Consider the following 26,893-nt stretch of genomic DNA (forward strand, 5'->3'; position numbering starts at 1 on the left):
CCGAACCACGCTGCACCGCCTGTCGGAGATGCCCATGCAACGCTTTCCTCAACCCATCCACGTCGCGTCCGGATTGCGGACGCCCTTTGCCCGCGGCGGTGGCGCGCTCGCAGGCCATGATGCCATCAGCGTGTCGGTACCGCTCGTCAAGGCCCTGGCGGCCTCCGCGCGTCCTGACGTGTTCGTCTGGGGAACGGTGATCCCGGGATTGGGCTGGAGCAACATCGGCCGCGAGATCTGGCTCGACGCCGCGCTCGATCCGACCGTGCCCGCGTTCTCGACGGTGCTCGCCTGCGCGACCAGCATGCTCGCGGCGTTCGCTGCCGCGGGAATGCTTGGCGGCAATGCCGAGCTCGCGCTGGTGGGCGGGTCGGAAGTGATGAGCAAGCCGACCGTCGGATTGAAGGACGCAGCTTCCAGGCGGATTGCAGACCTGTACCGGGAGAATCCGCTCACCGGCCTTGCGGCGCTACGGGAGCTGACGGCCGATGACCTGGTGCTGCCGGCCAAGGGCTGGGTCAATCGCATCACGGGCAGGTCGATGGGTGACCACATGGAGGAAACCGCGCAGGCGTGGTCGATCGGCAGGGAAGCCCAGGATGACTGGGCGCTCCAGAGCCATCAGCGCGCCGTGGCGGGCTGGGAGCGCGGCTTCTTCGACGATCTTGTCCTTCCCCTTCCCGGGATCGCTCGCGATGCCAATCCGCGACCCGACACGTCTGCTGGGAAACTCGCTGCACTGATGCCCGCCTTCGACAGGACGGGCAGGGGAACGATCACGGCCGGCAACAGTTCTCCGATTACCGACGGTGCCGCGGCCTGCTGGATCGCGACCGAGGCAGGGCTGTCGAGATTGCCCGGCGGCACGCCGCACGCGCAATTGATGGACTATGAAATCAGCGCCGTCGACCATGCGGTCGATGGACTGCTGATGGCCCCAAGCTTCGCCATCGCGGGCCTGCTCGCCCGCAATGGCCTGCGCTATGCCGACGTCGAACTGTGGGAGATCCACGAGGCGTTCGCGGCCCAGGTGCTGGCCAACATCGCCGCGCTCGAGAAGCCAGGCTGGACGCGCGCAAGAGCCGGCGTGGAGTTTGATTTCGGCCCGTTCCCCTGGGACCGGATCAATCCCAACGGCGGCTCGGTGGCCCTCGGCCACCCGTTTGCCGCGACGGGCGCGCGCGACCTGAGCCAGGCGGTGAAGGAGCTGTGGCCGATGCGGTCGGGTTCGCACGCGGTTGTCAGCATCTGCGCCGATGGTGGACACGGCACGGTCGCGCTACTGCGTCGGCCCTGAGCCGGATGGTTTGTCCTGTCGATCCAAGCCGGACTCGACCCGACCGTCCGCGCGAAGAGTGATTCCAGCGGGATGCAAATCCTGGCTCGTCGAATCATCCTGGCGAGCTTGGCGGGTCAGAACGTGTCGTCCGGCACGCGCACCCAGCCTTCCATCAGCACGCGCGCGCTGCGACTCATGATCGCCTTGGTGACGTGCCACTCGCCATTGACCTGGCGCGCCTGCGCGCCGACGCGCAGCGTGCCGGACGGGTGGCCGAAGCGGACGGCTTCGGGCTCGCCACCGCCGGCGGCGAGGTTCACCAGCGTGCCGGGAATCGATGCCGCGGTACCGATCGCGACCGCGGCGGTGCCCATCATCGCGTGGTGCAGCTTGCCCATCGACAGCGCGCGCACGTGCAGGTCCATGTCGCTCGCGGCGATGCGCTTGCCGCTGGAGGACACGTAGTCCTGCGCGGGCGCGACGAAGGCGACCTTCGGCGTGTGCTGGCGCGTGGCCGCGTCCTCGGGCCTGGCGATCAGGCCCATCCGCACCGCGCCGTGCGCGCGGATCGCCTCGAACTTCGCCAGCGCGGCCTTGTCGTCGTTGATCGCGCCCTGCAGCTCGGTGCCGCTGTAACCCAGGTCCGCGGCATTGAGGAAGATGGTGGGAATGCCGGCGTTGATCAGGGTCGCCTTGAACGTGCCCACGCCGGGCACGTCGAGATCGTCGACGAGGTTGCCGGTCGGGAACATCGCGCCGCCGCCTTCGCCCTCGTCGGAGGGATGGAGGAATTCCAACTGGATCTCCGCCGCCGGGAAGGTCACGCCGTCGAGTTCGAAGTCGCCGGTTTCCTGCACCTCGCCATTGCTCATCGGCACGTGCGCGACGATGGTCTTGCCGATGTTGGCCTGCCAGATGCGAACGCTGGCGATGCCGTCCTGCGGCACGTGGCGGATGTTGACCAGGCCGTTGGCGATGGCGAACGGACCCACGGCCGCGCTCAGGTTGCCGCAGTTGCCGCTCCAGTCGACGAACGCGCTGTCGATCGACACCTGGCCGTAGAGGTAATCGACATCGTGGTCCGGGGTCGCCGACTTGGAGATGATCACGCACTTGCTGGTGCTCGAGGTCGCGCCACCCATGCCATCGGTGTGCTTGCCGTAGGGGTCGGGCGAGCCGATCACCCGCATCAGCAACGCATCACGCGCCGGCCCCGGCACCTGCGCCGCGGCGGGCAGGTCCTCCAGGCGGAAGAACACGCCCTTGCTGGTGCCGCCGCGCATGTAGGTGGCGGGGATGCGGAGTTGCGGGCCGTGGCTCATGGTGTTCTCGTGCGGAAGCAGCGGTGGGGACGATCAGGGATTGTCGGGAATGTTCGGCTCGACCAGCTGCGCGAGCAGGGCCAGCGATTCCTGCCAGCCCAGGTAGCAGAACTCGACCGGGATCGCGTCGGGGATGCCCTGCTGGACCACCTGCAGTTCGGTGCCCGTCATCACCGGCTTGAGCGTGACCGTCGTGTCCATCTCGCCGGGCAGCGAGGGATCGTCGAAGCGGTCGTTGTAGCGCAGCTTCTCGTTCGGGACGAGTTCCAGGTAGGTGCCGCCGAACGCATGGCTGCTGCCGGTGCCGAAGTTGGTGAACGACATGCGGTATGTGCCACCCACGCGTGCGTCCATTGCATGCACCTTGCCGGTGAAGCCGTGCGGCGGCAGCCACTTCGCCATCGCGTCGGCATCGAGGAAGGCGCGGTAGATGCGCTCGGCGGGCGCCTTGAGGACGCGGTGCAGGGTGACGGTTCCGGGCATGTCGCGGGCTCCTTGCGCTGGGTGGAAGACGTACTGTCTCAGGCGGCCTGCGCCGACTCGAGGAAATCGTTGGCGAAGCGTTGCAGCACGCCGCCGGCGTCGTAGATCGACACCTCCTCGGCGGTGTCGAGGCGGCAGGTCACCGGCACTTCGACGCGATCGCCGTTGCGGCGGTGGATCACCAGCGTGAGCGTCGCGCGTGGCGTGCGCGCACCGACGACGTCGAAGGTCTCGGTGCCATCGATCCCCAGCGTCGTGCGGTCGGTGCCCGGCAGGAATTCCAGCGGCAGCACGCCCATGCCGATCAGGTTGGTGCGGTGGATCCGCTCGAAGCCCTCGGCCACGATCGCTTCCACGCCGGCCAGGCGCACGCCCTTGGCGGCCCAGTCGCGCGAGGAGCCCTGGCCGTAGTCGGCGCCGGCGATGATGATCAGCGGCTGGCCGCGATCCATGTAGGTCTCGATCGCCTCCCACATGCGCGTGACCCGGCCTTCCGGTTCGATCCGTGCGAGCGAACCCTGTCGCACGCTGCCGTCGGCGTTGCGCACCATTTCATTGAGCAGCTTCGGGTTGGCGAAGGTCGCGCGCTGCGCGGTGAGATGGTCGCCGCGGTGGGTGGCGTAGGAGTTGAAGTCCTCTTCCGGCAGGCCCATCTTCGCCAGGTACTCGCCGGCGGCGCTGTCGAGCATGATCGCGTTCGACGGCGACAGGTGGTCGGTGGTGATGTTGTCGCCGAGCACGGCGAGCGGGCGCATGCCCGCGAGCGTGCGTTCTCCGGCGAGCGCGCCTTCCCAGTACGGCGGGCGGCGGATGTAGGTGCTCTGCGGGCGCCAGTCGTACAGCGGGCTGACCTGTTCGCCGGTTTCGACGCGGACCTTGAACATCGGATCGTAGACGCGACGGAAATGCTCGGGCTTCACGCTGGACGCGACGATCGCGTCGATCTCCTCGTCGCTCGGCCAGATGTCCTTCAACGTGATCGCATTGCCACCGGCGTCGAAGCCGAGCGCGTCCTTCTCGATGTCGAAGCGCACCGTGCCGGCGATCGCATAGGCCACCACCAGCGGCGGCGAGGCCAGGAAGGCCTGCTTCGCGTACGGATGGATGCGGCCGTCGAAGTTGCGGTTGCCCGACAGCACCGCGGTGGCGTACAGGTCGCGCGCGATCACTTCCTGCTGGATCGCCGGATCCAGCGCGCCGCTCATGCCGTTGCAGGTGGTGCAGGCGAAGGCGACGATGCCGAAGCCGAGCTGCTCCAGCTCCGGCAGCAACCTGGCTTCTTCCAGGTACAACTGCACGGCCTTGGAGCCGGGCGCGAGCGAAGTCTTCACCCACGGCTTGCGGGTCAGGCCGCGCGCGTTGGCATTGCGCGCGAGCAGGCCGGCGGCGATCACGTTGCGCGGGTTGCTGGTGTTGGTGCAGCTGGTGATCGCGGCGATGATCACCGCGCCGTCGGGCATCAGGCCTTCGGCCTCCTGGGCGCGCGCGGCGTCGAGATTGCCGGCGATGCCGCGCTCGGCCAGCGCGGAGGTCGGCAGGCGCTTGTGCGGGTTGGACGGGCCGGCCATGTTGCGCACCACGGTCGCCAGGTCGAAGGCCAGCGTGCGCTCGTACCGGGCGTTCTTCAGCGCATCGGCCCACAGGCCGGTGTGCCTGGCGTAGGTCTCGACCAGCTTGACCTGCGCGTCGTCGCGGCCGGTCAGGCGCAGGTAGTCGATGGTCTTGTCGTCGATGAAGAACATCGCCGCGGTCGCGCCGTATTCGGGCGCCATGTTGGAGATCGTGGCGCGGTCGCCGAGGGTCAGCGCGGCGGCGCCTTCGCCGCGGAATTCCAGGTAGGCGCCGACGACCTTCGACTGGCGCAGGAACTCGGTCAGCGCCAGCACGATGTCGGTGGCGGTGATGCCCGGCGCAGGCTTGCCGGTGAGCTCGACGCCGACGATCTCGGGCAGGCGCATCCACGAGGCGCGGCCGAGCATCACGTTCTCCGCTTCCAGGCCGCCCACGCCGACCGCGATCACGCCCAGCGCATCGACGTGCGGCGTGTGGCTGTCGGTGCCGACGCAGGTGTCCGGATAGGCGACGCCATGGTCGTCGTGGATCACCGGCGACATCTTCTCCAGGTTGATCTGGTGCATGATCCCGTTGCCCGGCGGGATCACGTCGACGTTCTTGAACGCCTTCCGGGTCCAGTCGATGAAGTGGAAACGGTCTTCGTTGCGGCGGTCCTCGATCGCGCGATTCTTGGCGAACGCGTTCTTGTCGAAGCCCGGCGCCTCCACCGCGAGCGAATGGTCGACGATCAGCTGCGTCGGCACCACCGGGTTGATCTGCGCCGGATCGCCGCCCCTTTCCGCGATCGCATCGCGCAGGCCGGCCAGATCGACCAGCGCGGTCTGGCCGAGGATGTCATGGCACACCACGCGCGCCGGGAACCAGGGGAAGTCCTGGTCGCGGCGGCGCTCGATCAGCTGGGTCAGGTACGCATCGAGCATCGCCGGCTCGGCGCGACGCACCAGGTTCTCCGCATGCACGCGCGAGGTGTACGGCAGCGTGTCCCAGGCGCCGGGAGACAGGGCTTCGATCGCGGCGCGCGCGTCGAAGTAGTCGAGCTGGGTACCGGGGAGCGGCTTGCGGTGCTGGGAATTCATGGCGTTGGCTGCAGTCAGGGCGGGATCGCGCGGGGCGACGGCGTCAGCGCGGTGGGCGTGCCACGACGCGGAGACCCGGGAGGGACGGAAGCTGCCGATTATCCCGCAATCCTGCGGCCAGGATCAGCCGGTTTCGGGTGAATGCCGCGTGCTTCAGCGCTCAAGTGCCACGGCGGCGACGCGGTCCTCGCCGCCTAGCCGGCCACGATCCATCAGCAGCACGCGGTCGGCGAGGAAATCGACTTCGGCGCGGGCGTGGGTGACGTACAGCATCGGGATGCGCGTCTCGTCCTTCACCCGCTTGAGGAACGGCAGGATCTGCTGCTTCAGGCGCTCGTCCAGCGACGACAGCGGCTCGTCGAGCAGCAGCAGGCGCGGCGAATACAGCAGGGCGCGGCCGAGCGCGACGCGCTGGCGCTCGCCGCCGGAGAGCAGGGCCGGGCGGCGGTCGAGCAGATGGCCGATCTCCAGCAGCTGCAGCACCGTGTCCAGGGTGAACAGGCGACGTTCCGCAGGCAGGCGCGCATGCCCGTAGAGCAGGTTGTCGCGCACGCTCAGGTGCGGAAACAGCTGGCCGTCCTGGAACACCAGGCCGAAGTGGCGCTGCCACGCCGGCACGAACACGCGCCGCGCGCGATCGACCAGCACGTCGTCGCCCATCCGCAACGTGCCCGACTGCGGCTTGAGCAGGCCGGCGATCAGCAGCAGCAGCGTGCTCTTGCCCGAGCCGGACGGGCCGCAGATGCCGGTCACGCCGCCTTCGAGGCGCGCGTTCGCCTCGAGCTGGAAGGAGCCGCGGGCGTAGGCGAACTCAAAGTTCAGCATGCGCGCTCCGGTGATCGGCGAAGCCGAGGCGGCGTTCGGTGCGCGCGGTGATCCAGTGGCTCACCAGCAGCGCCGCGATCGCGAGCGCGATCGACAGCAGCGCGAGCCGCAGCGCGCCGGCTTCGCCGCCCGGCACGTGGGTCAGCGAGTAGATCGCCAGCGGCAGCGTGCGGGTCTCGCCGGGGATGTTGCCGACGAAGGCCATGGTCGCGCCGAACTCGCCGAGGCTGCGCGAGAAGCACAGCACGCAACCGGCGATTAGGCCGGGCGCGGCCAGCGGCAGGGTGATGGTGGCGAACACGCGCCACGGCCGCGCGCCGAGCGTCGCGGCGGCATGCTCCAGGCGCGAATCGATCAGGCGGAAGGCGAGGCGGATCGGCTGCACCATCAAGGGGAACGCCATCACCGCCGAGGCGAGCGCGGCGCCTTTCCAGGTAAAGGCGATGACGATGCCGAAGCTGTTGTCGAGCCAGCGCCCGAGCGGGCCCTGCGTGCCCAGCAGCAACAGCAGCAGGTAACCCGGCACCACCGGCGGCAGCACCATCGGCAACTGCACCAGCGCATCGACCAGGAAGCGTCCCGGGAAGCGGCGGCGCTCCAGCCACCACGCCAGCGCGATCGCGGGCGGCAGGCAGACGGCGGTGGCGCACAGCGCGACCTTGGCCGAAAGCCACAGTGCCTGCGATTCCTCCGCCGACAGCCACGCGGTCATGTCATTCCTTCCGCACGGTGAAGCCGTGGCGACGGAAGATCGCCGCCGCCTGCGGCGTTTGCAGATAGCGCAGGAAGGCGGCTGCTTCGGGCCGTGCATTCTTCGTCAGCGCGAAGGGGTACACGATCGGCGCGTGCGTCCGCGGCGGGAATGCCGCGACGGTGACGACCGCGCCGCTGATGCGCGCATCGGTCGCGTACACGATGCCGGCACCGCATTCGCCGCGCTCCACGAACGCCAGTGCGGTTCGCACGTCGTCGGTGCCGACGATGCGCCCCTGCAGCGACGGCCACCAGCCGAGTTTTTCCAGTGCTTGCCTGGCGTAGATGCCGGCCGGCACGACACCGGGTTCGCCGGTGCACAGCTTTCCCTTGAATGCCTTGGCGATGGGGAAGCCGGACTGCAGCCGCGCCTGGAACGGCTTCTGCCTCGGCGCGATCAGCACCAGGGTGTTGCCGAGCAGGTCCACCCGCGACGCGGCGTCGATGCGGCCGCGCTGGGCCAGGTAATCCATCCACTTCAGGTCGGCGGATACGAAGATGTCCGCCGGCGCACCCGCTTCGACCTGTTTGGCCAGCGTCGATGACGCACCGAAGGCCAGGCTGGGTTGCGGATGGCCGGCGCGGCGCCACTGCGCGGCCGCGTCGTTGAGCGCGTCGGTCAGGCTGGCGGCGGCGAACACGCGGACCGGGGCTTCGCCGTCGGGGCCGGCGGCGCGTGCGGGCGCGACCTGCGCCGGGGCACCGGCGACGAGGAGGCAGGCCAGCAGGGACCGGAGCAGGCGCATGGGGCGGGGCCGTGGGGGCGGTGCCGGGATTCTGACGCAGGGCCCGGATCGGGGCCATCGCGCCGCGGATCGGCGCGCCCCGCCGGTGGACACGGCCTGCCGGCGTGCGAGTGATTTCCGGACGCGCGCGAGTGAAATCCACTCAGGCGTGAGTGCCTGCCACTGGCGCGTGAGTGAAATGCACGCGTGCTTCAATGAAATCCACTCGCGGGTGAGTGAAATCCACTCGTTCGTCAGTGGATACCAGTGGCGCGTGAGTGAAAGCCACTGGTGATCGAGCGAAATCCACTCGCGCTTGAGCAAAATCCACTCGTTCGTGAGTGATATCCACTCATGTGTGAGTGAAATCCACTGGCGCGTGAGTGACATCCACTCAGGCGCGAGTGCCTGCCACTTGCGCGCGGGTGGTGGAATCGTCTCGAACCGGGATGGCGTGCGGGCGTGGACCGGAGCCGCCCGATCGCGGCGCGAGCCCACGCCGTGCGGCGGGGCGTTACGCCTTTGGGCGGCCCGGGGGCGCCGCCAGCGTCGCGGCGCGCTCGTCGATCCACGCGCGGATGTCCGCGGTCAGGTCGAGGCCGCCGGCCGCGTACAGCTCCGGCTCGCGCATCAGCACCTTGTGCGCGGTGCGCTGCTCGGCGGCAGGCAGTTCGGCCAGCCAGCTGCCCTCGCCGGCGACCAGCGTCGCCACCGGCAGGCCGTCGCGCCACAGCACGCGCGCGCCAAGCTGGCGCGGCACCTTGGCGCCGGCCACGACGGTGCCGACCAGGTTGAGCGGATCCAGCGCCGACAGCGCCAGCCAGTCGCCATCGGGCGTGCGCTTGCGCACCTGGCGCAGCGCGGCGATCGCTTCGGGCAGGGCGAACTGCTCGCCCGACAATCCGGCGATGAAGCGGCCGCCGCGGATCTCGCCGCGGGCCTCGAGCCGGTGGTACACGCGCAGCAGCTCGCGCCACGGCGGCAGCCACGGCGCTTCGCGTTCGAGCAGGCGCCAGCTGACCACGCCGTAGCGACGCAGCAGGGTGCGGGCGATGTGTTCGATGCTGTCCGCTTCCAGTCTGGCGTCATCGCCCTCGGCACGCGGTGCGCGACGGGTCAGCGTCCAGCGGCCGGCGTCCTCGATGCCCAGCAGTGCGGTGCGGCGGCCACGGCGGCCGCGGCCGTCAAAGGCGCTGGGCCGCTTGGACTGCGGCACCAGCAGCGCGCGCAGGCCGGCGTAGCTGTCGCAGGTGACGCGGCCGCGCGCGACCAGTTCGGCCAGCGCGTCCTCCAGTTCGGTGTGCAGCAGGTGCGCGCCGCTCACCAGTTCGTCGAAGAACGAGGCGCCGTGGTCGCGCAGGTAATCGGCGACGCGTTGCGCGCGCGAGGACAGCGTGGGACCGTCGTCGAGCGAGTTCGCGGTGAGCGGGGTCCAGTGCGCGAGGTGGCGGCGCGGCAGCAGCACCACCGGGGTCGCGCGCACCGGTGCGGTGCGGCCGTTGCCGGCGGCGTCGGAGGTCGCGCCGCGCAGGCGCGTCCAGGCGATGCGGCCGGCGGTGCACAGGTCGTCCAGCCACGAGATCGAATAATCGCTGACGCGCGCCGGCAACAATTCGCCCTCCCAGGCCGCGGCGGGCGCCTCGAAGCCTTCCAGTTGCGCCAGCACGCCCGCGAGCGCTTCCGGACCGCTGACCCGCGCCGACTTCGACACGCGCTGCCAGTCGAACAGGAAACGCATGAAGTCGCGCGGTTCGACCGGCTCGATCTCGCGCCGCAGCTTGCCGATGGTGTAGCGGTGGATGCGCGCGAGCAGGTGGCGCTCGCACCATTCCTCCTCGATCGCGTGCGGCGTGAAGCGCCCGCGCATCACATAGCCTTCGTTCTCCAGCGCGAGCAGGGCGACGTCGACTTCCGCTGGCGGCAGGGCGAGCGATGCCGCGAGCGTCGCCGCCGGGGTCGGGCCGAGGCCGGTGAGGCGCGAACGCAGCAATTCGACCAGCGCGTCCTCGCGGGTCCACGGCTGCTGTACGAATTCCGCCGGCGCTTCGATCGCCGGCGCGCGGGTGGCGCCGGGATGCACGGCGTCCGCTTGCGGCAGGCGTTCGGCGGCGAACCAGAGCTTCGCGGGTCCACCCGTGCCTGCAGGGGTCACGCACGTGGCGCGATGATCCAGTGCCAGTTGCTGTAACCAACCGCTCCAGCCGTGCGCCTGCGCCTCGTCGTCGCCGACGCAGCCCAGGCCCATCAGCGCGTCGTGCATTTCGTCGGCGTTGCGCACCTGCGGCCAGGCCTGTTCGCGGACGTCCTCGATCGCGGCGGGGTCGAGGCGGCCGAGGTCGTCGGCACTGTCGGCGTCGGCGTAACGGCGCGCCATCACCGCCTGGGTGCGGCGCTCCTCCAGCGGCGCGTCGTCGAGGAAGGCGTACGGGCGCGCGTTCAAGGCCTCGGCGGCGAACGGCGAGGGCGCGGTGAGGTCGCGCGCGACCACCTGCACCTCGCCGCTTTCCATCCGGCGCAGCAGCGCCAGCCAGCCTTCGGTGTCCATGGCCTCGTGCAGGCAGTCGTCGAGGGTCTGCGCGACCAGCGGATGGTCGGGTACCTCGCGTTCGCCGACGATGTTCTCCTGGCACGCGACCTGGTCGGGGAACACCGTCGCCAGCAAATCCTCCGAATTCATCCGCTGCAGTTGCGGCGGCACCTTCTTGCCGCCGACGAAGCGCGGCAGGGCGAGCGCGGTGGTCGCGTTCCAGCGCCAGCGCACGCCGAACAGCGGCGCGTCGAGCAGCGCCTGGACCAGGATGTCCTCGGCGGAGGACGAATGCAGGTACCTGGCGACTTCGATCAGCGGGAAGCTGTGGCTGGTCGAGAGCGACAGCACGATCGCATCCTCGGTCGCGGCCGCCTGCAGTTCGAAGTTGAACTTGCGGCAGAAGCGCTTGCGCAGCGCCAGGCCCCAGGCGCGGTTGAGGCGGCTGCCAAAGGGCGAATGGATGATCAGCTGGGTGCCGCCGGACTCGTCGAAGAAGCGCTCCAGCGCGATCGTCTCCTGCGTCGGCAGCAGTCCGTAGGCGGCGTGCTGGCGGCCGAGGTAATCGGCGAGCTGCACGGCCGCGGGCGGCGTCAGCCCGACCTCGTCGACCAGCCAGCGCGCGGCCCTGGCGGTCGCGCCTTCGTTGCTGGGCACGTCGGCGACCTGCGCGGTCTCGTTGCTGGCGCTGGCGAAGTCGAGGCGCGAGGCCACTTCCGCGCGCAGCCGCGACACCCCGTGCGACAGCTCGTCGCTGCGCCCGGGCGCCTCGCCCAGCCAGAACGGAATGCTAGGCGGCATCCCCTGCGCGTCCTCGACGCGCACGCGCCCGGGTTCGACGCGCAGGATGCGGTAGCTGGCATTGCCGAGCTGGAAGATGTCGCCGGCGATGCTCTCGATGGCGAAGTCTTCGTTGATCGTGCCGATGTTCTGCGACTGCGGCTCGAGGATGACGCTGTAGTCGCCGGTATCGGGAATCGTGCCGCCCGACATCACCGCGGTCATGCGTCCGCCGGCGCGCCCGCGCAGGCGCTTGTGCACGGCGTCGCGATGCAGGTAGCCGGCGCGCGTGCCGCGGCGGGTGGTGAAGCCGTCGGAGAGCATCTTCACCACCGCGTCGAAGTCCGCGCGCTCGAGCCGCGCATACGGCCAGGCGCGGCGGAACCAGTCGTACAGCGCGTCCTCTGCCCATTCGCGCGCGGCGACTTCGGCGACGATCTGCTGCGCGAGCACGTCGAGTGGCGCGGGTGGCATCACCAGCGCATCGAGTTCGCCGCGGCGCACGCAGTCGAGCAGCGCCGCGCATTCGGCGAGGTCGTCGCGCGAGGACGGGAACAGCCGGCCCTTGGGCACGCCGCCGACGTGGTGGCCGGAGCGGCCCACGCGCTGCAGGAACGCGGCGATCGCGCGCGGCGAACCGAGCTGGCAGACCAGGTCGACGTCGCCGATGTCGATGCCCAGTTCCAGCGACGCGGTGGCGACCAGCACCTTGAGCTGGCCGTTCTTCAAGCGTTGCTCGGCGTCGAGGCGCAGCTCCTTCGCCAGGCTGCCGTGGTGCGCGGCGACGTGTTCCTTGCCCAGGCGCTCGCCGAGATGGCGCGCGGCACGCTCGGCCATGCGCCGGGTGTTGACGAAGACCAGCGTGGTCGAATGCTGTGCGACCAGTTCGGCGATGCGCGCGTAGACCTGCTCCCACTGGTCGTTCGACATCACCGCCTGCAGCGGCGTCGGCGGCACTTCCAGGGCGAGGTCGCGCTGCTTGGCGTAGCCGATGTCGACGATCTCGCAGTCGGTCGTGCCGTCCGCGGCGACGTGCGAGCCGCCGACCAGGAAGCGCGCGACCTCATCGATCGGCTTCTGCGTCGCCGACAGGCCCACGCGCGTGAGGCCCCGGCTGGCCGCTCCCGGGCATCCTGCCCTCCGCGGCACTTGGGCGTCCTGCCCGGCGCACAGCGCTTCCAGCCGCTCCAGCGACAGCGCGAGGTGGCTGCCGCGCTTGCTCGCGGCGACGGCGTGGATTTCGTCGACGATCACCGTGCGCGCCGTCGCCAGCATCGCGCGCCCGGAATCCGAGCCGAGCAGCACGTACAGCGATTCGGGCGTGGTGACCAGGATGTGCGGCGGCTTCTTGCGCAGTTGCGCACGCTCGCTCTGCGGGGTGTCGCCGGTGCGCACCGCGGTGCGGATCTCGACGTCGGGCAGGCCCAGGCGCGCGAGTTCCTCGCGAATACCGGCCAGCGGGGCTTCGAGGTTGAGGTGGATGTCGTTGGACAGCGCCTTGAGCGGCGAGACGTAGACGACGTGGGTTTCATCCGGCAGCCCCTGCGCCAGGCCTTCGCGCACCAGGGCGTCGATCGCGGAGAGAAAGGCGGTGAGCGTCTTGCCCGAGCCGGTCGGCGCCGCCACCAGCGTGTTGCGACCGGAGCGGATCGCCGGCCACGCAAGCGTCTGCGCTTCGGTCGGGCCGGGGAAGGCGCGTTGGAACCAGCCGGCAACCGCGGGATGGAAGCCTTCCAGGGGGGCGGGGGAGTGCGACACCGCGCCATTATCCCGCCGCGGCGCCGGCGGGTCCTGAACGGTGCGGGCGCGGGTTTCGTCGCTGAAGTCCAGGCGGATCTGATCCTGCATCGCGCGATGGTGCGTGCGACCCGTCTCAGGATCTGCGACGGCGAGGCCGCGCCAGGCCGGATCCCGCGTCGATTGTGGGAGCGACCGCGCTGGCAGAGCACAGACCCAACAGCCACAATGCCCGCATGAACGAGTCAGCAACCGCTTCCCTCGACACCGTCGAACACGAGACCGGCCCGTCGCCGCAATGGAGCGTGCTGTGGCTGCACGGCCTGGGTGCGGACGGCCACGACTTCGCCCCGATCGTGCCCGAGCTGGTGCGGCCGGGCTGGCCCGCGCTGCGGTTCGTCTTCCCGCATGCGCCGGTGCGCGCGGTGACGATCAACAACGGCGTGCGCATGCGCGCCTGGTACGACATCCGCGACATGAACCTCGCCAACCGCGCCGACGAGGCCGGCGTGGATGAATCGGTCGCGCAGACCGAAGCCCTGCTCGCGCGCGAGGCTGCGCGCGGCATCCCGGCGCAACGCGTGCTGCTGGCCGGCTTCTCGCAGGGCGGCGCGATCGCGCTGGCGACGGCGATGCGCCGCACGCAACCGCTGGCCGGGGTGATCGCGCTGTCGACCTACCTGCCGATGGCCGAGCGCCTGGTGCAGGAGGCCACGGTCGCGGCGCCGGCGCAGCCGGTGTTCATGGCGCACGGGCAGTTCGATCCGGTGGTGCCCTACGCCGGCGGCGACCTCAGCGCGCGCGCCCTGCGCGGGCTCGGTTTCACCGTCGACTGGCATGCCTATCCGATGGCGCACCAGGTGTGCGCGGAGGAGATCCGCGATCTGGGCGACTGGATGACCGGTCGCTTCGCCGCCGCGGGCGCGGCCGCCTGAGCCACTGCCCATGGCCCCCCGCGAACCGCGCGAACCCTGGCTGCCCGACCTGTGCCGGCTGCCGCGTCTCGCGGTGATGCTCGGCATGGCCGAGCTGGTCGTGGTGGTGCTCGCGCTGGCCCCGGGTGGCGCGCATTGGGACCTCGAACGCTTCGTCACCGCCAGCGCCTTTTCGCAGTGGCTGGCGCTCACCGCGTCGGTGTTGCTGTGTGTGTCGCGGAGCTGGGTGTCGAAGCTGTCGCAGCCGGTCGGCACCGCGGTGGCGCTGTTCGGCAGCGGCGCGGTGGCGGCCCTGGGCGCATCCATGGCCTACGTGATCGACGACAGCCTCGGCTACGGGCTGGTGCCGAACGACGTGTCGATGCCGCGGTTCCTGTGGGGCTCGGCGGCGACGACCGCGCTGATCGTCGCGATCGTGCTGCGCTACCTCTACGTCAACGATGGCTGGGCGGCGCAGGTGCGCGCCAGCGCGCGCGCCGAGGCCGATGCGTTGCAGGCGCGGATCAAGCCGCACTTTCTCTTCAACAGCATGAACACCATCGCCGGGCTGGTGCGCAGTGATCCGGTCGTGGCCGAGCGCGCCGTGCTCGACCTGTCCGACCTGTTCCGCGCCGCGCTCGGCGCCGGCGAGTCCGACTCCACCCTGCGCGAGGAAGTGGAACTGTGCGAGCGCTATTTCGCGATCGAGCAGTTGCGCCTTGGCAACCGCCTGCGCGTGGCCTGGCGCAAGGGTGAGCCCTTGCCCTGGCGGATGCCGATGCCGCGCCTGGTGCTGCAGCCGCTGCTCGAGAACGCGGTGCTGCACGGCATCTCGCGCCTGCCCGGCGGCGGCGAGATCGAGGTCGAGCTGGCCCAGGTCGGCGACGAGCTCGCGATCTGCATCCGCAATCCGGCGCCGACGCCCCGCGAGGGCGACATCCTGCCGACCCTGGACGCCAGCAACGACGCGGCGCGCAGCGGCAACCGCCACGCACAGTTCAGCATCGCCCAGCGCCTGCGCTACGCGTACGGGCCGCGCGCCCGGATGGCCGCCGCATGGAACGAGGGCTACTATCAGGTCGACCTGAGGCTGCCGGTCACCACCGCCAGTCCCGGGCCCGCCAGCAACGGCACGGGAAGCAAGAGGACCGCATGAAGGTAGTGATCGCCGACGACGAGCCGCTGGCACGCGAGCGACTGCGCGGCCTGCTCGCGGACATCAAGGGCGTGGAGATCGTCGCCGATGCCGCCGACGGCCACGAGGCCCTGCATGCGTGCGCCACCCACCATCCCGACCTGGTGCTGCTCGACATCGCGATGCCGGGCATCGACGGGCTCGAGGCCGCGCGCCACCTCGCGGCGTTCGAACCGCGCCCGGCCGTGGTGTTCTGCACCGCCTACGACGCCCACGCGCTGTCGGCGTTCGAGGCCGAGGCCATCGACTACCTGGTCAAGCCCGTGCGCCCCGAACGGCTCGCCGCCGCCATCGACCGCGTCCGCACCTTCGCGGCCGGCCGCGGCCAGTCGACCGGCTCGCCGGCCGCGCCGGCGCAACGGCGCACGCACCTGTGCGCGCGCCTGCGTGGCAGCCTGCGCCTGATCCCGCTCGAGGACGTGCATTACCTCCATGCGGAGGAGAAGTACGTCATCGTCCACCACGCGCGCGGCGAGGACCTGATCGAGGAATCGCTGAAGTCGCTGGAAGAGGAGTTCGGCGAACGCTTCGTCCGCATCCACCGCAACTGCCTGGTGGCGCGCCACGAGATCGTCGAGCTCAAGCGCAGCCCCGACGGCCACGTGCAGGCGCTGCTGCGCCATGGCAAGCAGCCGCTGGAAGTGAGCCGCCGCTGCGTGGCGGGCCTGCGCGATACCCTGAAGCACCTGTAAGCGCGCGCTGCGCCGCGCCCGGGCGGGGCCGGCGGCGTCGCACGCCGCTAAGGCCGGCCAACCCGCGCTGGTCGCGCAACCCGGCCCCGTCCCCGCGGTTTTTTGGGCGCAACGGCCAAGCCGGCGATAATGCCCGCATGACCGTCCTGCGCATCGCCACCCGCAAGAGCCCGCTCGCCCTGTGGCAGAGCGAACACGTCGCCGCCGCCCTGCGCGCCGCGCATCCGAACCTCGAGGTGGTGCTGGTGCCGATGAGCACGCGCGGCGACGAGGTCCTGGACCGCTCGCTGGCGGCGATCGGCGGCAAGGGCCTGTTCCTGAAGGAGCTCGAGCTGGCGATGCTGCGCGGCGAAGCCGACTGCGCGGTGCACTCGCTCAAGGACGTGCCGATGGAACTGGAACCGGGCTTCGCCCTGCCGGCGATCCTGCGGCGCGCGGACCACGCCGACGCATTCGTCAGCAACCACTACGACGACATCGCCGCATTGCCGCAGGGCGCGGTGGTCGGCACCTCGTCGCTGCGCCGCCAGGCGCAGCTGCGCGCGCTGCGCCCGGACCTGCAGCTGCGCGATTTGCGCGGCAACGTCAACACGCGCCTGGCCAAGCTCGACGCCGGCGACTATGACGCCATCGTGCTCGCGTGCGCGGGGCTGCAGCGCCTGGGGTTCGAGGCGCGCATCCGTTCCCGCATGGATGCGCCGCAGTGGTTGCCGGCGCCCGCGCAGGGCGCGATCGCGATCGAATGCCGCGACGACGACGCGGCCACGCGCGCCGTGTGCGCCACGCTCGACGATGCCGCCACCCGCACCTGCGTGGAGGCCGAGCGGGCGATGAACCGCGCGCTGCACGGCAGCTGCCACGTGCCGGTCGCGGCGTTCGCCAGCCTGGACGGCGAGCACCTGCACCTGCAGGGCCTGGTCGGCTCGGCCGGCGATGGACGCGCAGTGCGCGCGCAGGCGCTCGGCCGCGGCGACGCGCCCGAATGCCTGGGCCTGGAAGTCGCCGGCCTGCTGCGCGAACAGGGCGCGGACGCGTTGCTCGACCTGGGCTGATCCGCCGGCCGCCGCAGCACCGCCGGCGGAACGCACGCAACACAACGGATGCCGGCGGAAGCGGCGCTGCGCCCCGCGCCTCAGTAGTACAGCGTGACCATGTGCCGCGCCTCGGCGAAGAACAGCCAGCGCTCGACGAAAGCCCCGGCCAGCGCGCACGCCGCGGCCACCAGCAGCCACGGCAGCGCGTCGATGTGCACGAACAGCCACACCGGCACCAGCAGCAGCACCGGCAGCACCGCGAACAGCGCGATCGCGATCCGCCGCAGCCGGCGCGAATGCCTGCGCGCGACCACGAAGCCCATGTCACGGGTCAGGTAGTTGGCTTCGGTATGCGGGCGTTCGAACACGCCCACTTGGCGGCCGGGCAGGCCGACCGCATCGGCGCGCGTCATCGTCAGCGGCGTGCTGTCGATGTCGTGCCAGTAGTGCGACTTCAGCAGCGCCAGCACGATCGCCACCGGCATCCCGAGCAGGGCGACGCCATTGCCGACCGAACCCAGGGCGCTGGCGATCGCCGCCCACAGCAGGCCGCCGGTAAGCAGGGCGAACAGCAGGTAGACCGGAACCACCGCGCGATGGCGCCAGGCCGGAATCGGCGGCAGCGAGGCATAGATCATCGCCGTGCACACCACCGTGGCCAGCGCGCCTGCCACGAGCAGTGGCGCGATCACCGCGAGCACGGGCACGAACACGGCGGGGATGCGGTCGTCGCCGTGCGAGGCGAACACGACCACCGCGAGCAAGACCGCGAATGCGAGCGCCGGCAGGTACGTCGCCACCGCCATCACGCCTTCGCGCGACAGCCACGAGGTGCGCCATTGCGAGAACGCGCGCCACGCCCGCTGCGGCTTGCCCAGGTGCGCCATCGAACTGGACAGCCCGATCGTGACCAGCACCAGCGCGAGCAGCACGCAGGCGAGCAGCGGCTTCGCGCCTGACCAGCGGAAGAGGGCGGCGAGCGCGCTCCAGGCCAGCAGTCCGTAGCCGGCGCCGGACAAGGTGGTGAAGAAGATGACGGAGAGGGCGGGATGCATGTCGGGTCGTTCTCGTCCTGGTCAGCGCGAGAGCACGCGGTCGAGCCAGCGCAGCACCGGCGGCAACGACGCGGCATCGAGCGCCTCGGCGGGCGGCTCGCGCGTCGACCTCGCGTCGTCCTGGCCGGCCCGGCGCGGGCGTGGCGGCAGGTAGCGGTTGACCGGGGCATAACCCAGTTCCGGCATCAGCGCGACGCCGCCGCGTTCGGCGACGAGCTTCGACACCTTCGACTCGGGATCGCCCAGATCGCCGAAGTGACGCGCGCGGGTGGGGCAGACCTGCACGCAGGCCGGTTCGCGTTCGGCTTCGGGCAGGTTCTCGTTGTAGATGCGGTCGATGCACAACGTGCATTTCTTCATCACGCCTTCGACCGGCGAGTACTCGCGCGCGCCGTACGGACAGGCCCACGAGCACAGCTTGCAGCCGATGCACTTGTCCTCGTCGACCAGGACGATGCCATCCTCGGCGCGCTTGTAGCTGGCGCCGGTCGGGCACACGGTGACGCAGGCCGGCGTCTCGCAGTGCAGGCACGAACGCGGGAAGTGCAGGGTCATCGCCGGTTGCGCGACGAGCTGCTGCGCCAACGGAGCATTCGAGCTGCACGCCGTGGCGGACGTGCTTTGCGCGAGATTCAGTGCGTCGTGCTCACCGGGATCGTGCGCGGGCGTGCTGAAGTCGGTCGCGGCGATTTCGTAGCTGTGCACGCGGTTGAACCACACGCCGCTGGGATCCTTGCCGTACGGCTGTTCGTCGGTGAGAGGCGCGGCGAAGCCGCCCGAATTCCATTGCTTGCAGCCGACCGCGCAGGCGTGGCAGCCCACGCAGGTGTCGAGGTCGATCACCAGGCCGAGTTTCTTCGTCGAGGGCGGCGGCAGCGCGGTCACTTCTTCGCGCCCCCGTTGCGGGATCCCTTCAGCAACCACAGGCCGATGACGAAGGCGCCCAGCGCGAGCAACACGCTCGGCATCAGGCCGATCAGCACGTCGCGCATCGACGTGGCGTTGGCGGGCAGGCCGCCGATCGGATCGATCACGCCATACCCGAGCAGCAGCACCAGGGCGAAGCCGAGGACGACGCAGAAATAGCCGGCGAGCTTGCGTGGATTCATGCCTTGTCCTCGTGTTGGCGCGCGGCGCGGTCATGCGGTTGTTCTGCCTCCGCGCGCGCCGCGCGGTCACGCGCTTGTTCTGCTTCCGCGCGTGCCGCGCGGAAGTCGGCGCCGTAGCGCAGCGGACGGTTGTCGGCCTCGCCCATGGCCAGCGCGGCGAACTGCGGCGCGCTCTGTTGCGTGGGATGTCCGGCCTTGGCGATGCGCACGCGCAGGTCGAACCACGCCGCCTGGCCGGTCACCGGATCGGCGTTGAAGTAGTCGCCGCGCGGGGTGATGTCGCTGATCAGGTGGTTGAGCAGGAAGCCCTTCTCGCCTTCCGGCGCGTCCTTGCCCAGGCGCCAGGCGCCACGGCGCTTGCCGATCGCATTCCAGGTCCACACCGTGTCGGGCTGCACGTTGGCGGCGAACTTCGCCTGCACGGTGATGGTGCCGTGGTGCGAGGCCACGGTGATCCAGTCCTCGTCGGCGAGTCCGTACTTCACCCCGGTGTCCGGATGCAGGTACAGGTAGTTGCGCGTGGTGATCTGGCGCAGCCACGCGTTCTGCGAACCCCAGGCGTGGTACATGAACATCGGCCGCTGGGTGATCGCGCTGAGCGGGAATTGCGCGTCCACGTCCGCGATCTGCTCGCCCTCGAAGGGCTCGTACCAGATCGGCAACGGATCGAAATAGGTCGCCACGCGCTCGCGATGCTGCGCCGGCGGTTGCCGATCGCCGAAGCCCAGCGCGGCCAGGCGGAACTTCTGCAGCGTCTCCGAATACAGCTGCAGCGTGATCGGCGCGGTGCCGGCAAGGAAGCCCATGCGCTGCGCCCACTCCAGGTAGCCGCGGTTGGCCATCTTGTAGTAGCGCGCGTCCTCCGGAATCTCGCTGCGCCAGAAGCCGCCGTTGGCGATGTAGCGCTGCAGCTGCTGCGGATTCGGTGCGCCCTTGGCTTCCAGCGCGCCGTCCTCGCCGCGCCAGCCGGCGAGCAGGCCGACGCCCGGCGCGCGCTCGTGGCGCTGGATGTAGTCGGCGTAATCGCGGTACTTCGGCGAGCCGTCCTCGTTGCACAGGCCGGGCAGGCCCAGGCGCGCGCCCAGGTCGATCAGCACACTCTGGAAGCCGCGCACGTCGCGGCCTTCCTGCTGCGTGGCCGCGTCCAGCACCGGATGGCGGATCGCATCGATCGCCGCGTCGGCATCGGAGATCGGCCGGTCCAGCAGCGAGATCGCGTCGAAGCGCTCGAGGTAGGTGGTGTCCGGCAGCACCAGGTCGGCGTAGGCGACCATCTCGCTGGCGTAGGCGTCGGCATAGATGATGCGCGGGATCCGGTATTCGCCGCTTTCGTCCTGGTCGGTGAGCATCGCGATGGTCTCGCGGGTGTTCATCGACGAGTTCCAGCTCATGTTCGCCATGAACATCATCAGCGTGTCGATCCGGTAGGGATCGCCCGCCCACGCGTTGCGGATCACCCCGTGCATCATCCCGTGCGCGGACAGCGGGTACGCCCACGAATAGGCGTGGTCGATGCGGCGCGGATTGCCGTCCGCGTCGACCACCAGGTCTTCCGGCGCGTGCACGAAGCCGAGCGGCGCCGCATCGAGCACGCCATTGGCCTGGCGTGCCTTGCCGGGCCGGTTCGGCGGGGCGATCGGTTTCGGGAACGGCGGCTGGTAGCGGAACGAGCCCGGCGTATCCACCGCGCCCAGCAGCAGCTGCAGCAGGTGCAGCGCGCGACAGGTGTGGAAGCCGTTGCTGTGCGCGCTGATGCCGCGCATCGCGTGCATCGCGACCGGGCGGCCGATCATCTCTTCGTGCACGCGCCCGTGGGCGTCGGTCCAGCGCACGGGCAGGCGGATCTCGTGGTCGAATGCGGCTTCCGCCAGTTCGCGGGCGATGCGGCGGATGGTGTCGGCGGGCACGCCGCAGCGTTCGCTCACCGCGTCGGGCGAGAACGACGGATCGAGATAGCGCTCGACCACCAGGTGGAACACCGGCACGGCTCGGCGGCCGTCGGCCAGCGTCACTTCGCCGACGACCGCCGGCGACACGTCGATGGAATCCGCATCGGCCGCCGCGTTGCTGCGCTTGTCGAAGCATTGCGGCTTGCCGTCGGCGTCGCGCACGAACAGGCCGTCGTCGGCGCCGCCCGGGTTGCGCACCACCAGCCAGTGCGCGTTGGTGTAGCGCACCAGGTAATCGAGGTCGATGCGGTCGGCCTTGAGCAGCTCGTGGATCAGCGCAAAGGCGAACAGGCCGTCGGTGCCGGGACGGATGCCGATCCATTCGTCGGCGATCGCGCCGTAGCCGGTGCGCACCGGATTGACCGCGACGATCTTGGCGCCGTGCGCCTTGAGCTTGCCCAGGCCGAGCTTGATCGGATTGGAGTCGTGGTCTTCGGCCACGCCCCACATCATCAGGTACTTCGCGTGCTCCCAGTCGGGCTCGCCGAATTCCCAGAACGACCCGCCCAGCGTGTACAGGCCGCCCGCGGCCATGTTCACCGAGCAGAAGCCGCCGTGCGCGGCGTAGTTGATGGTGCCGAACTGCTGCGCCCACCAGCCGGTCAGCGCCTGCGACTGGTCGCGGCCGGTGAAGAAGGCGAGCTCGTCGGGATTGCGTTCGCGGATCGGCGCCAGCCACGAGGTCGCGATCTCCAGCGCTTCGTCCCACTCGATCTCGCGGAACTCGGCCTTGCCGCGTTCGCCCACGCGCAGCAGCGGCTTGTCCAGCCGCGCGGGCGAGTAGTGCTGCATGATCCCGGCCGAGCCCTTGGCGCACAGCACGCCCTTGTTGACCGGATGCTCGGGGTTGCCCTGGATGTAGCGGACCTTGCCGTCCTGCAGCCAAACCTTGATGCCGCAGCGGCAGGCGCACATGTAGCAGGTGGTGGTCTTGAACCCGTCGCCCGGCGAGGGGGAGAGGTTGATGTCCGGCTGCTTCATGGCGTGGTTCGCCACGAAGCGCGGACCCTCGGGCCGCATCCGCGATGCCATTGGCAGCGCATGGGCATGCAACCTTCGATGATCGCGGATTCGTCAGGAGCGGCGGGCGTGCGCATGCGCGCATTGTAGGGCGGGCTCCAGCCCGCCGTGCCGTGCCGGCGTGATCAGCTGCAGCCGGGGTCGCCCCGCGCCGGTGAGTTCCAGCGGCGGGCTCGAGCCCCCCAAGCCGCCGCGTCGATGCTTACTGCGGCGGCTCGACGCGGATGGCGGGATCGTTGAAGCGCGAATAGCGGATGGTGGTGCGGGTCGCGGTACCGCCGGCGTCGCCCGTCACTTCGATCTTCAGCGGGTAACCGGCGCCATCCACCCACAGCATCGATTCCCCGGGCCTGGGTTGGGTGCTGTGCAGCAGGTACTTCTTCGCGGCCTGGCCATCGACGCTGTCGCTGCCCAGCGCTTCGACCGTCATCGACGCCTTGTTCTCCTGGAAGCTGGCGGGGTCGCGGTAGCCGGTGATCCGCCCCTTGGGCAGCGGCACCTTCATGGTCCGGCCCTGCGCCGTCATGTACATCGTGTCGCCGATCACGTATTGCGTGCCCATCGGCGTCTGCATGCGGTAGCGGTCGGGGGCGACGAAATCCATCTCGATGGTCATCGCGCCCTTGCCGGTCGAGGCATCCATCGTGGCGTGGTAGCTCTTCACCGCGAGGAAGCGGTCCATCGCCTCGCCGATCTCGTCCTTGGCACTGAGTGGGTTGACGGCTTCCGCGGTGGCGGCGACGAGCGCCGCCGGTGCGCTCGTCGCGGTACGAGCCGCGCTGGCGGGGGGCGCCGCATCGCGCTGGCACGCGCCGAGCACGGCCACCACGACCGAGGCAAGCAGCAAGAGGGCAGGTGGACGCAGGGTGCTCATGACGGCTCCGGTCAACGCGGGGGGAGGTGCGGAATGCGTGCAGCTCACCAGCCGATGCACTGCCATGGAGAACGCCATCGGTACGTCCGATCCGGCCAGCTGCGGGTGCGAAGCGGGCGGTCTCCATGTTTTGCCATACTTGCACGCACAGGGCAGCCGCGCGCGGCTCCCGCTGCCCTCTCCCGCACGCTCTCCCGGCCTCCGCTCATGGAACGCATCGAACGCATCCACGCCTTGCACCGCATCCTCAGCGCCGCGCGCTATCCGGTAACCGTGCAACGCCTGCAGGAAGACCTGGAGTGTTCGCGTGCGACCGTCTACCGCGACCTCGCCTACCTGCGCGACTACCTGATGGCGCCGGTGGTCGGCAACGGCGAAGCCGGCTTCCAGTACGACCACAAGGACGCGCAACGTTTCGAGTTGCCGGGCCTGTGGTTGAGTTCGGAAGAACTGCACGCCCTGCTCGCCGCCCAGCAGCTGCTGGTGCGCAGCGGTGGCGGCGTGCTCTCGAATGCACTGGCGCCGCTGCAGCAGCGCATCGAGAAGCTGCTGGACGAACACGCGGGCGGGCGCCGCCTGCCGGTCGAGCGCGTGCGCGTGGTCCCGCACCGGACCCGCAAGCTCGACGAGACCGCCTTCCGCATGGTTGCCACCGCGGTGCTGGATCGCAGGCAGCTCAGTTTCGAATACCGCGCACGCTCGACCGACGAACGCACCCGCCGCATCGTCTCCCCGCAACGGCTGACGCACTACCGCGACAACTGGTACCTCGATGCCTGGGACCACGATCGCGACGCGTTGCGCAGCTTCTCCGTCGACCGCATCAGCGCGGCCAAGGTGTCGGAGGACGTCGCGCGCGACGTGCCGGACGAGGAACTCGACCGCCACCTCGCCTCGAGCTACGGGATCTTCTCCGGCACGCCCAAGGGCTGGGCGACGATCCTGTTCAGCGCCAAGGCGGCGCGCTGGGTCGCCGACGAGCACTGGCATTCGCAGCAGCAGGGCCGCTACCTGCCCGACGGCCGCTACGAGCTCAAACTGCCCTACAGCGCCGGCCGCGAACTGCTGATGGACGTGATGCATTACGGCAGCGACGCGGAGATCGTCGAGCCCGCCTCGTTGCGCGAGCAGGCGCGCTCGCTGCTGGCGCTGGCGCTCAGCAACTACGAGCGCTGAGCCGGCGCGCAAGGAGGGCGGCGCCAGCGTCGCAGCCCCTGAGATGCGCCCGCGCCAGTCTGGCTCCCGACCCAACGGAGCCCGTGCCATGCGCCATGCCGACCCTGCCGCCCCCGACTTCCAGCCGCGCCTCGAGGGCGCGCTGCGCTATGCCCTCGCCATCGGCGGCACCCTGGTCGTGCTGTTTCCGGGCGCGCGTGGCTTCAGCGAGGCGCTCGGCTGGTTGCCGCTGTGGCTGCTGGCCATGCCGGCGGTGGCGCTATGGGCCCTGCGCGGATTCCCGCTGCCGCGGCGGGCGCCGCCGACTGGCGCCTGCGAACATCGCCGCCGTCGCTCCATCCCGCAGGCGCGGCGCCGCCAAGGCGCAGTCAGCCGTCGCCCCCTGGCGCGTGCGGCGTGAGCAGGGCGGGCTGCCGGCGCCCGGGGCCGCACGCCGTTTCTCCCTGCGCACTGCGGCGCACTGGGGCATCTTGCGCGTTCGGGTGAATCGCGGCGCGGCATGACCTCGGGCACGCCGCCCGGCCCAGGACCCTGTGCTAGCGTGCGGGCCTTTCCACCAGTGCCCGATGCCCATGCTGCAACTGCCGAAGGCCCGCAAGGCCGCCAAAAGCGCGACGCTGTGCGTGCTCCTGTCCGCCGGCCTCGCCGCGACCCTGGGCGCCGCCCACGCCGAGGACGCTCCCAAGATGAAAGCCCCTTCCGATCCGTTCGCCTGGCTTGAAGAGGTCGAAGGCAGCCAGCCGCTGGACTGGGTGCGCGCGCAGAACGCCCGGACCGAAACGGCGCTGGCGGCGACGCCGCAGTTCAAGCAGCTCGAGGGCGACATCCGCGCCATCCTCGACTCCAACGCCAAGATCCCCGGCGTGGAGAAGATCGGCGCGTACTACTACAACTTCTGGAAGGACGCGCAGCACCAGCGCGGCCTGTGGCGCCGGACCACGCTGGACGAATACCGCAAGGCCGAGCCGCAATGGGAAACCGTGCTCGACCTCGACGCGCTCAACGCCACCGAGAACGAGAAGTGGGTGTGGCATGGCGCGCAGTGCCTGAAGCCGAAGTACGAGCGCTGCCTGATCGCGCTGTCGCGCGGCGGCTCCGACGCCGACGTCACCCGCGAGTTCGACCTCGCCAGCAAGGCCTGGGTCAAGGACGGCTTCTACCGTCCGGAAGCCAAGGGCGGGCTGGGCTGGATCGACCAGGATCGCGTGTACGTGTACACCGACTTCGGCCCGGACGCGAAGGGCATGTCTTCGATGACCCCGTCGGGCTATCCGCGCATCGTCAAGGAATGGCGGCGGGGCACGCCGCTGGCCGCCGCGAAGACCGTGTACGAAGGCCACGCCGACGACATGTACATCGCCGCCTTCCACGACGACACGCCGGGCTTCGAGCGTGACTTCGTCAGCCGCACGCTCGCGTTCTACAACGACGAGCTGTTCCTGCGCGGCGGCGACGGCAAGCTCGTCAAGGTCGACGCGCCCAATTCCGCCAACAAGTCGGTGCACAAGGAGTGGCTGCTGCTGGAACTGCGCGACGCGTACACGGCCGGCGGCAAGACCTATCCGTCCGGCAGCCTGATCGCGGCGAAGTTCGACGACTTCATGGCCGGCAAACGCGAATTCACCACGCTGTTCGCGCCCACCGAACGCACCTCGCTGTCGAGCTACGCCTGGACCCGGAGCCGCCTGCTCATCAACGTGCTGGAGGACGTCAAGAACCGCATCAGTGTGCTGACGCCGTCTTCGGCCGCGACCGGCACCGGCGAGTGGAAGCGCGAGGCCTTCGCCGGCGCGCCGACCATCGGCACGGTCAGCGTAGGCGCGGTCGATGCCGACAGCTCCGACGCGGTGTGGATGACCGCCACCGACTACCTCACCCCGACCACGCTCGCCCTGGTGGAGGCCGGCCGCGCGCCGGAAGTGCTCAAGACCAACCCGGTGTTCTTCGACGCCAGCAGGAACGTGGTCGAACAGCACTTCGCGACGAGCAAGGACGGCACCAAGGTCCCGTACTTCCTGGTCAAGCCGAAGAACCTCAAGCTCGACGGCTCCGCGCCGACGCTGCTGTACGGCTACGGCGGCTTCGAGATCTCGCTCACCCCGGGCTATTCGGGCAGCGTCGGCAAGGGCTGGCTGGAGAAGGGCGGCGTGTACGTCGTCGCCAACATCCGCGGCGGCGGCGAGTACGGCCCGCGCTGGCACCAGGCGGCGCTGAAGGCGAACCGGCACAAGGCGTATGAAGACTTCGCCGCGGTCGCGCGGGACCTGATCGCGAACAAGATCACCTCGGCCAAGCACCTGGGCGTGCAGGGCGGCAGCAATGGCGGCCTGCTCACCGGCAACATGCTGACCCAGTATCCGGACCTGTTCGGTGCGGTCGTCGTGCAGGTGCCGCTGCTCGACATGAAGCGCTACAGCCACCTGCTCGCCGGTGCGTCGTGGATGGCCGAGTACGGCGATCCCGATACCGCCGACTGGGAATTCATCCGCAGCTTCTCGCCCTACCACCTGTTCGACGCCAAGCGGAGCTATCCGCCGGTGATCTTCATGACCTCGACCAAGGACGACCGCGTGCACCCGGGCCACGCCCGCAAGATGGCGGCGAAGATGCTCGAGGCCGGCAAGGACGTGACCTACTACGAGAACATCGAAGGCGGCCACGGTGGTTCGGCCAACAACGCGCAGGCCGCGCACATGAGCGCGCTCGCCTACACGTTCCTGTGGGAAAAGCTGAAGTAAGCAGCACGTGGCCCGGGTAGCGCGGCGTACCCGGGCCACACGATTCGCGTTCCAG

The 26,893-nt window shown here is 70.1% G+C and carries 20 protein-coding genes; 8 read left to right on the forward strand and 12 right to left on the reverse strand.

Features of this window, described 5'->3' with window-relative positions; genetic code table 11:
• Positions 1-34: 34 nt before the first annotated feature.
• The gene (locus BP05_RS04525; RefSeq protein ID WP_496360916.1) at positions 35-1,297 is read left to right on the forward strand and encodes an acetyl-CoA C-acyltransferase; all 1,263 of its coding nucleotides are present in this window, start codon (positions 35-37) and stop codon (positions 1,295-1,297) included.
• A gap of 116 nt (positions 1,298-1,413) precedes the next feature.
• Here BP05_RS04525 and prpF read toward each other — a convergent pair whose 3' ends face one another.
• From prpF to BP05_RS04560, 7 genes are all read right to left on the reverse strand, one after another.
• Positions 1,414-2,601: a 2-methylaconitate cis-trans isomerase PrpF gene (gene prpF / locus BP05_RS04530; protein ID WP_496360918.1), complete on the reverse strand. Its 1,188-nt coding sequence runs from the start codon at positions 2,599-2,601 to the stop codon at positions 1,414-1,416.
• A 33-nt stretch (positions 2,602-2,634) separates the two neighbouring features.
• Positions 2,635-3,084 carry an SRPBCC family protein gene (locus BP05_RS04535; RefSeq protein WP_496360920.1) on the reverse strand — a complete coding sequence of 150 codons (450 nt, stop codon included), beginning with the start codon at positions 3,082-3,084 and terminating at the stop codon, positions 2,635-2,637.
• 38 nt (positions 3,085-3,122) lie between these two features.
• Positions 3,123-5,735, reverse strand: coding sequence for a Fe/S-dependent 2-methylisocitrate dehydratase AcnD (acnD, locus tag BP05_RS04540; RefSeq protein ID WP_496360922.1), 2,613 nt, complete (start codon positions 5,733-5,735; stop codon positions 3,123-3,125).
• Between the two features lie 153 nt (positions 5,736-5,888).
• On the reverse strand, positions 5,889-6,560 hold the full coding sequence (locus BP05_RS04545) for an ATP-binding cassette domain-containing protein (protein ID WP_496360924.1): 672 nt from the start codon (positions 6,558-6,560) through the stop codon (positions 5,889-5,891).
• Positions 6,547-7,272: a molybdate ABC transporter permease subunit gene (gene modB, locus BP05_RS04550; RefSeq protein WP_496360926.1), complete on the reverse strand. Its 726-nt coding sequence runs from the start codon at positions 7,270-7,272 to the stop codon at positions 6,547-6,549. The genes BP05_RS04545 and modB overlap by 14 nt, the downstream gene beginning before the upstream one ends.
• 1 nt (position 7,273) lies before the next feature.
• Positions 7,274-8,428 carry a molybdate ABC transporter substrate-binding protein gene (modA, locus tag BP05_RS04555; RefSeq protein ID WP_496360928.1) on the reverse strand — a complete coding sequence of 385 codons (1,155 nt, stop codon included), beginning with the start codon at positions 8,426-8,428 and terminating at the stop codon, positions 7,274-7,276.
• Positions 8,429-8,552: 124 nt separating this feature from the next.
• Positions 8,553-13,103, reverse strand: coding sequence for an Lhr family helicase (locus BP05_RS04560; RefSeq protein ID WP_496360930.1), 4,551 nt, complete (start codon positions 13,101-13,103; stop codon positions 8,553-8,555).
• Between the two features lie 215 nt (positions 13,104-13,318).
• Here BP05_RS04560 and BP05_RS04565 point away from each other — a divergent pair, with 215 nt between their 5' ends.
• The 4 genes from BP05_RS04565 to hemC all read left to right on the forward strand — a co-directional run bounded on the left by BP05_RS04565 (position 13,319) and on the right by hemC (position 16,935).
• On the forward strand, positions 13,319-14,017 hold the full coding sequence (locus BP05_RS04565) for an alpha/beta hydrolase (protein ID WP_496360932.1): 699 nt from the start codon (positions 13,319-13,321) through the stop codon (positions 14,015-14,017).
• 10 nt (positions 14,018-14,027) lie between these two features.
• Positions 14,028-15,152 (forward strand): sensor histidine kinase, encoded by a 1,125-nt coding sequence (locus tag BP05_RS04570; protein ID WP_496360934.1) that lies wholly within the window; start codon positions 14,028-14,030, stop codon positions 15,150-15,152.
• On the forward strand, positions 15,149-15,883 hold the full coding sequence (locus tag BP05_RS04575; RefSeq protein WP_496360936.1) for a LytR/AlgR family response regulator transcription factor: 735 nt from the start codon (positions 15,149-15,151) through the stop codon (positions 15,881-15,883). The genes BP05_RS04570 and BP05_RS04575 overlap by 4 nt, the downstream gene beginning before the upstream one ends.
• A gap of 137 nt (positions 15,884-16,020) precedes the next feature.
• Positions 16,021-16,935 carry a hydroxymethylbilane synthase gene (gene hemC / locus BP05_RS04580; protein WP_496360938.1) on the forward strand — a complete coding sequence of 305 codons (915 nt, stop codon included), beginning with the start codon at positions 16,021-16,023 and terminating at the stop codon, positions 16,933-16,935.
• 80 nt (positions 16,936-17,015) lie between these two features.
• Here the strand turns inward: hemC and BP05_RS04585 are convergent, their stop codons facing one another.
• The 5 genes from BP05_RS04585 to BP05_RS04605 all read right to left on the reverse strand — a co-directional run bounded on the left by BP05_RS04585 (position 17,016) and on the right by BP05_RS04605 (position 22,924).
• On the reverse strand, positions 17,016-17,972 hold the full coding sequence (locus BP05_RS04585; RefSeq protein ID WP_496360940.1) for a dimethyl sulfoxide reductase anchor subunit family protein: 957 nt from the start codon (positions 17,970-17,972) through the stop codon (positions 17,016-17,018).
• 21 nt (positions 17,973-17,993) lie between these two features.
• Positions 17,994-18,857: a 4Fe-4S dicluster domain-containing protein gene (locus tag BP05_RS04590; RefSeq protein WP_496360942.1), complete on the reverse strand. Its 864-nt coding sequence runs from the start codon at positions 18,855-18,857 to the stop codon at positions 17,994-17,996.
• The gene (locus BP05_RS04595) at positions 18,854-19,081 is read right to left on the reverse strand and encodes a hypothetical protein (protein ID WP_496360944.1); all 228 of its coding nucleotides are present in this window, start codon (positions 19,079-19,081) and stop codon (positions 18,854-18,856) included. The genes BP05_RS04590 and BP05_RS04595 overlap by 4 nt, the downstream gene beginning before the upstream one ends.
• Positions 19,078-22,011 (reverse strand): molybdopterin oxidoreductase family protein, encoded by a 2,934-nt coding sequence (locus BP05_RS04600; protein WP_496360945.1) that lies wholly within the window; start codon positions 22,009-22,011, stop codon positions 19,078-19,080. The genes BP05_RS04595 and BP05_RS04600 overlap by 4 nt, the downstream gene beginning before the upstream one ends.
• Before the next feature lie 241 nt (positions 22,012-22,252).
• Positions 22,253-22,924, reverse strand: a complete 672-nt coding sequence (locus BP05_RS04605) for a LolA family protein (protein WP_496360947.1) — start codon at positions 22,922-22,924, stop codon at positions 22,253-22,255.
• A gap of 207 nt (positions 22,925-23,131) precedes the next feature.
• On the opposite strand from BP05_RS04605, the gene BP05_RS04610 reads away from it, so the two are divergent.
• From BP05_RS04610 to BP05_RS04620, 3 genes are all read left to right on the forward strand, one after another.
• On the forward strand, positions 23,132-24,100 hold the full coding sequence (locus tag BP05_RS04610) for a helix-turn-helix transcriptional regulator (protein WP_496360948.1): 969 nt from the start codon (positions 23,132-23,134) through the stop codon (positions 24,098-24,100).
• Between the two features lie 88 nt (positions 24,101-24,188).
• A complete protein-coding gene (locus BP05_RS04615; protein ID WP_496360950.1) occupies positions 24,189-24,500 on the forward strand; it encodes a hypothetical protein in 312 nt (103 codons plus the stop codon).
• A 172-nt stretch (positions 24,501-24,672) separates the two neighbouring features.
• Positions 24,673-26,838 carry a prolyl oligopeptidase family serine peptidase gene (locus BP05_RS04620; protein ID WP_496360952.1) on the forward strand — a complete coding sequence of 722 codons (2,166 nt, stop codon included), beginning with the start codon at positions 24,673-24,675 and terminating at the stop codon, positions 26,836-26,838.
• Positions 26,839-26,893 lie beyond the last annotated feature (55 nt).

Source organism: Lysobacter oryzae DSM 21044 (assembly GCF_059568595.1).